The 5,490-nt window shown below is 60.8% G+C and carries 7 protein-coding genes; 2 read left to right on the forward strand and 5 right to left on the reverse strand.

Annotated elements, in window-relative coordinates; all coding sequences use genetic code 11:
- The 3 genes from AC1D0P_RS21055 to icd all read right to left on the reverse strand — a co-directional run.
- The coding region (locus AC1D0P_RS21055; RefSeq protein WP_477678532.1) for a Clp protease N-terminal domain-containing protein at positions 1 to 1,292 on the reverse strand (1,292 nt) is incomplete at its 3' end.
- Positions 1,293 to 1,360: 68 nt separating this feature from the next.
- Positions 1,361 to 1,732 carry an ATP-dependent Clp protease adapter ClpS gene (clpS, locus tag AC1D0P_RS21060; RefSeq protein WP_477678533.1) on the reverse strand — a complete coding sequence of 124 codons (372 nt, stop codon included), beginning with the start codon at positions 1,730 to 1,732 and terminating at the stop codon, positions 1,361 to 1,363.
- 168 nt (positions 1,733 to 1,900) lie between these two features.
- Complete coding sequence (gene icd / locus AC1D0P_RS21065; RefSeq protein ID WP_477651967.1) at positions 1,901 to 3,154, reverse strand: NADP-dependent isocitrate dehydrogenase; 1,254 nt, start codon at positions 3,152 to 3,154, stop codon at positions 1,901 to 1,903.
- A gap of 203 nt (positions 3,155 to 3,357) precedes the next feature.
- Between icd and AC1D0P_RS21070 the strand changes: the two genes are divergently transcribed.
- Together AC1D0P_RS21070 and AC1D0P_RS21075 are read left to right on the forward strand one after the other, a co-directional pair.
- Positions 3,358 to 3,687: a cell envelope biogenesis protein TolA gene (locus AC1D0P_RS21070; protein ID WP_477678534.1), complete on the forward strand. Its 330-nt coding sequence runs from the start codon at positions 3,358 to 3,360 to the stop codon at positions 3,685 to 3,687.
- A 93-nt stretch (positions 3,688 to 3,780) separates the two neighbouring features.
- On the forward strand, positions 3,781 to 4,275 hold the full coding sequence (locus AC1D0P_RS21075; protein WP_477678535.1) for a DUF192 domain-containing protein: 495 nt from the start codon (positions 3,781 to 3,783) through the stop codon (positions 4,273 to 4,275).
- A gap of 80 nt (positions 4,276 to 4,355) precedes the next feature.
- Here AC1D0P_RS21075 and AC1D0P_RS21080 read toward each other — a convergent pair whose 3' ends face one another.
- Positions 4,356 to 4,937, reverse strand: coding sequence for a superoxide dismutase (locus AC1D0P_RS21080; RefSeq protein ID WP_477678536.1), 582 nt, complete (start codon positions 4,935 to 4,937; stop codon positions 4,356 to 4,358).
- Positions 4,938 to 5,003: 66 nt separating this feature from the next.
- The coding region (locus tag AC1D0P_RS21085; protein ID WP_477678537.1) for an exodeoxyribonuclease VII large subunit at positions 5,004 to 5,490 on the reverse strand (487 nt) is incomplete at its 5' end.

Here is a 5,490-nt window from a genome sequence, read left to right on the forward strand (position 1 = left end):
ACCTCGGCCTTGGTGATGATCTTCTTGCGTTTGGACGCGGGCAGGATGCGCTGGGCGGCGCCGGCTTCATCGATCACGTCAATTGCCTTGTCGGGCAGGTGGCGGTCGTTGATGTACTTGGCGCTGAGCTCCGCCGCGGCCTGCAGGGCCGCCACGGCGTACTTGACGCTGTGGTGCTCTTCAAAGCGCGACTTCAGGCCCTTGAGGATGTCCACGGTTTCCTGCACCGTGGGCTCGACCACGTCGACCTTCTGGAAACGGCGCGACAGGGCCGCGTCTTTTTCGAAGATGCCGCGATATTCGGTGAAGGTGGTCGCGCCAATGCACTTGAGCTGGCCCGAGCTGAGCGCGGGCTTGAGCAGGTTGGACGCGTCCAGCGTGCCGCCCGAGGCCGCGCCGGCACCGATCAGGGTGTGGATCTCGTCGATGAAGAGGATGCCGTTGGGCTTGTCCTTCAGCGCCTTGAGCACGCCCTTGAGGCGCTGCTCGAAGTCGCCGCGGTATTTGGTGCCCGCGAGCAAGGCGCCCATGTCGAGCGAATACACATTGGCTTCGGCCAGGATCTCGGGCACGTCTTTTTGCGTGATGCGCCAGGCCAGGCCCTCGGCGATGGCGGTCTTGCCCACGCCGGCCTCGCCGRYSAGCAGCGGGTTGTTCTKGCGGCGGCGGCAGAGGATCTGGATGACGCGCTCGACCTCGTACTGGCGGCCGATCAACGGGTCGATCTTGCCGTCCTTGGCGAGCTGGTTCAGGTTGACGGTGAACTGCTCGAGCGGAGAGGCCTTTTCGTTCTTCTCGGCGCCCTCTTCGTTCTCGGCCGCGCTCTCGCCGGCCTTGGCGGGCTCGGGCGGATCGCTCTTCTTGATGCCGTGGGCGATGAAGTTCACCACGTCCAGGCGGGTGACGCCCTGCTGGTGGAGGTAATACACGGCGTGCGAGTCTTTCTCGCCGAAGATGGCGACCAGCACGTTGGCGCCGGTGACTTCCTTCTTGCCGTTGCCGGTGGACTGCACGTGCATGATGGCGCGCTGGATCACGCGCTGGAAGCCCAGCGTGGGCTGCGTGTCGACATCATCGGTGCCCGCCACCTGCGGGGTGTTGTCCTTGATGAAGTTGGCGAGCGACTTGCGCAAATCGTCGACATTGGCGGAGCAGGCTCGCAGCACTTCGGCGGCACTGGGGTTGTCCAGCAAGGCAAGCAGGAGGTGCTCAACGGTGATGAACTCGTGGCGCTGCTGGCGCGCCTCGACAAACGCCATGTGCAAGCTGACTTCTAATTCCTGGGCAATCATTGATCTTCCTTTCGGCTTGCTTGGGTTACTTAACTGACTTATAGCTCGAATATTGGCCGGATTTGCAATTATTCAATGGGCTCGCTGACACACTGCAGCGGATGGCCGTTCTTGCGGGCGGCTTCGGTGACCTGGTCGACCTTGGTGGCGGCCACATCCCTGGAGAAAACCCCGCAGACGCCTTTGCCGTCCAGGTGGATCTTCAGCATGATCTGCGTGGCGGTTTCCCGGTCCTTGTTAAAAAACTCCTGGATCACCACCACCACGAACTCCATGGGGGTGTAGTCGTCGTTGAGCAGGACGACCTGGTACATCTGCGGCGGTTTGGTCTTTTGCGGCCGGCGCTCCAGCACGACCGAATCCCCTCCGTTGTCCGGCCTGACGGCTGGTACCGGATGCTGCACCGGAGTGTTTGGGGTTTTGGGAGACTTGGTTGCCATGGAATTCATTCTAGCCACCGATATAACCCAGTGCGCCTGTTAGGGAAATTGGTGGCGGGAACGCGACATTCAAGCGTGATTTTTTGCTTATTTCGCGGACATGAAAAAACCGCCTCGGGATTGCTCCCGGGCGGCTTCAGAATAGAGGGCTGGGCCCGCTTAGGCGCTTTACATGTGGTCGATCATGACCTGGCCGAAACCGGAGCAGCTGACCTGGGTCGCGCCTTCCATGAGGCGGGCGAAGTCATAGGTGACCTTCTTGGACTCGATGGACTTTTCCATCGAGCTGATGATCAGGTCGGCAGCCTTGGTCCAGCCCATGTGGCGCAGCATCATTTCGGCCGAGAGGATTTCGGAACCGGGATTGACGTAGTCCTTGCCGGCGTACTTGGGCGCCGTGCCGTGGGTGGCTTCAAACATCGCGACGGTGTCGCTCAGGTTGGCGCCGGGGGCGATGCCGATGCCGCCGACCTGGGCCGCCAGCGCGTCGGACACATAGTCGCCGTTCAGGTTCAGGGTGGCGATCACGCTGTATTCAGCGGGGCGCAACAGGATCTGCTGCAGGAAGGCGTCGGCGATGCTGTCCTTGACGGTGATTTCCTTGCCGGTCCTCGGGTTCTTGAACTTCATCCATGGGCCGCCGTCGATTTCCACCGCGCCGAATTCCTTCTTGGCCAGGGCGTAGGCCCAGTCACGGAAGCCGCCTTCGGTGAACTTCATGATGTTGCCCTTGTGCACGATGGTCACGCTGGGCTTGTCGTTGTCGATAGCGTACTGGATGGCCTTGCGCACCAGGCGCTCGGTGCCTTCGCTGGAAACCGGCTTGATGCCGATGCCCGAGGTGTTCGGGAAGCGGATCTTCTTGACGCCCATCTCGTCCTGCAGGAACTTGATGAGCTTTTTGGCCTTGTCGCTGCCGGATTCGAATTCGATGCCGGCGTAGATGTCTTCCGAGTTCTCGCGGAAGATGACCATGTGGGTCTTTTCAGGCTCTTTGACCGGGGAAGGAACGCCCTTGAAGTACTGGATGGGGCGCAGGCAGACGTAGAGGTCGAGTTCCTGGCGCAGCGCGACGTTCAGGCTGCGGATGCCGCCGCCCACGGGCGTCGTCAACGGGCCTTTGATCGAGACGACGTAGTCGCGCACGGCGTGCAGGGTTTCTTCGGGCAGCCACACGTCGGGGCCGTAGACCTTGGTGGACTTTTCACCGGCAAACACTTCCATCCAATGGATCTTCTTCTTGCCGCCATAGGCTTTGGCAACAGCAGCATCAACCACCTTCAACATGACCGGCGTGATGTCGGCACCGGTGCCGTCGCCTTCGATGAACGGAATGACGGGTTCGTCAGGGACGTTCAGGGAGTTGTCGGCGTTGACAGTGATTTTCTGGCCTTGGGAAGGCACCTTGATGTGCTGGTACATGTAGGAAAGTCTCCGGTGAGCGCTGAGGCGTGGAAGGTACGCCCTGTAGCAGTTAGGTAAAAACCCCTAAATTCTAGCCGTAAATCCAGGGAGCAAAAGAATTTGGGGGCTTGTGTCAACGGCCGGGGAAGGGGCTCCGTTACGGTAGGGCCTCCGAGAAGTTCGGGGTATTTTTTCCAATAACGTTATCAAGGAAATTCCAAATGAACAAAATCCTCGCTGCTTTGATCGCTGGCCTCTTCGCCGTTGGTGCATACGCACAAGCTCCTGCTGCCAAGCCTGCTGCCGCTCCCGCTGCTGCAGCCGCTCCAGCACCTGCTGCCGCTCCCGCCGCAGCTGCCAAGGCTGAAGCCAAGCCAGCCAAGATGACCAAGGAAGAAAAAGCTGCCGCCAAGGCCGCCAAGAAAGAAAAAGCCGCTGCTGAAAAGAAAGCAAAAGCTGAAGCCGCCGCAGCCAAGAAAGCTGAAGCCGCTGCCGCCAAGAAGGCAAAGGCTGACGCCGCTGTCGCCAAGAAAGCTGAAGCCAAGAAGTAATTCCTGGTGACTTCGGTCAAAATGCCCGCCGCGTGCGGGCATTTTTATGCGCGTCGTTTATGCTGGCAGATCAACTTCATGCGTGGTGACTTTATGTTTTCCAAACCTGGCGCCCATTCTTTGGGCAAGGTATTCCAGATCCTGGCCAGCGCCTTGGCCCTGGCCGCCCTGCTCTCCCCGCTGCGCGCTTCGGCCCAGGAGGCGCCGCAGATGAACCTGCAGCGCGTCAAGCTGTCTGCCGGCATGCACCTGATTGATGCACAGGTGGCCCTTACGCCCGAGCAGCGGCAAATCGGCCTGATGTTCCGCAAGGAGATGCCGCACCAGGAAGGCATGATCTTCGTGTTCGAGCAGCCCAGCCAGCAGTGTTTCTGGATGAAAAACACCTTGCTGCCCCTAACGGCGRCATTCGTGGCGGACGACGGCACCATCGTGAACCTGGCTGACATGAAGCCGCAAACCACGGACCCCCATTGCTCCGCCAAGCCGGTGCGCTACGTCCTGGAAATGAACAAGGGCTGGTTTGCCCAGAAGGGCATCAAGGCCGGCAGCAAGCTGGGCGGGCCCCCGTTTGAAGCCAGGCGCTGATTTTTCCGCCTGCCCGAAAGCAAAAAAAGCCGACTTGAGGTCGGCTTTTTTACGGGCGCTGAGTGCGCCGGCAGCATCAATCAGGCGAAGTTGGCTTCCGCGAAACTCCAGTTGACCAGGTTGGACAGGAAAGTTTCAACGAACTTGGGGCGCAGGTTGCGGTAGTCGATGTAGTAGGCGTGTTCCCAGACGTCGACCGTCAGCAGAGCTTTGTCGGCGGTGGTCAGCGGGGTGCCGGCCGGGCCGGTGTTGACGATGTCCACCGTGCCGTCGGCCTTCTTAACCAGCCAGGTCCAGCCGGAGCCGAAATTGCCCACGGCGGACTTGACGAAAGCCTCCTTGAAGGCGGCATAGGAGCCGAATTTGGCGTTGATGGCCGCAGCCAGCGCGCCGCTGGGTTCACCGCCGCCGGCGGGCTTCATGCAGCTCCAGAAAAAGGTGTGGTTCCAGATCTGGGCCGCGTTGTTGTAAACGCCGCCGCTGGATTTTTTGACGATCTCTTCGAGCGTCATGGCTTCGAACTCGGTGCCTTTTTGCAGGTTGTTGAGGTTCACCACGTAAGCGTTGTGGTGCTTGCCATGGTGGTACTCAAAGGCTTCCTGGCTGTAGTGCGGCGCCAGCGCGTCGATCGGGTAAGGGAGTGGTGGGAGCTTGTGTTCCATGATTTTCCTCGTGGTGATGAATAAACTGTTATTCGGTTGTGAACGCTGTCTGGGCCATTGTAAAAACTAAATCAGGCGGCGCGCCGTGACGGTCAAATCGACCTCGCCGCCGGCAAGGGTAGCGCGCACGGGCTGGCCTTCATGCGTCGTCTCGGGGCTGGTGATCGGCTGGCCCTGCAGATCGGCCAGCCAGGCATAACCGCGCTTGAGGACCAGTTTCGGGTCCAGCAATTCCAGCCGCAATTGCGCGCGTTCCAGGCGCTGCCGGCCGCGCCGCAGGCTGCCCTCCACTTCGCGAGGAAACTCGCTCGCCAGGGACTGCAGCTTGAGCCGCTCGTGCTGCAGGGCAGAGCGTACGGCGTGATTCAGGCCCTGCCCCAAACCGGCCAGGCGCGCATGCTGGCGAGTCACCAAATGTGACGGCCGGCTGACCCGGGACGCCGCCCAGTCCAGGCGCTGGTTGTGTGATTGCAGCTGACGGTCCACGCCGTTCTGCAGGCGCGACAAGGCCAGATCCAGTGCGCTGAGCCAGGTGCTTTGCGGCTGCGCGCAC

The sequence above is a fragment of the Polaromonas sp. P1_G2 genome, from assembly GCF_056405515.1.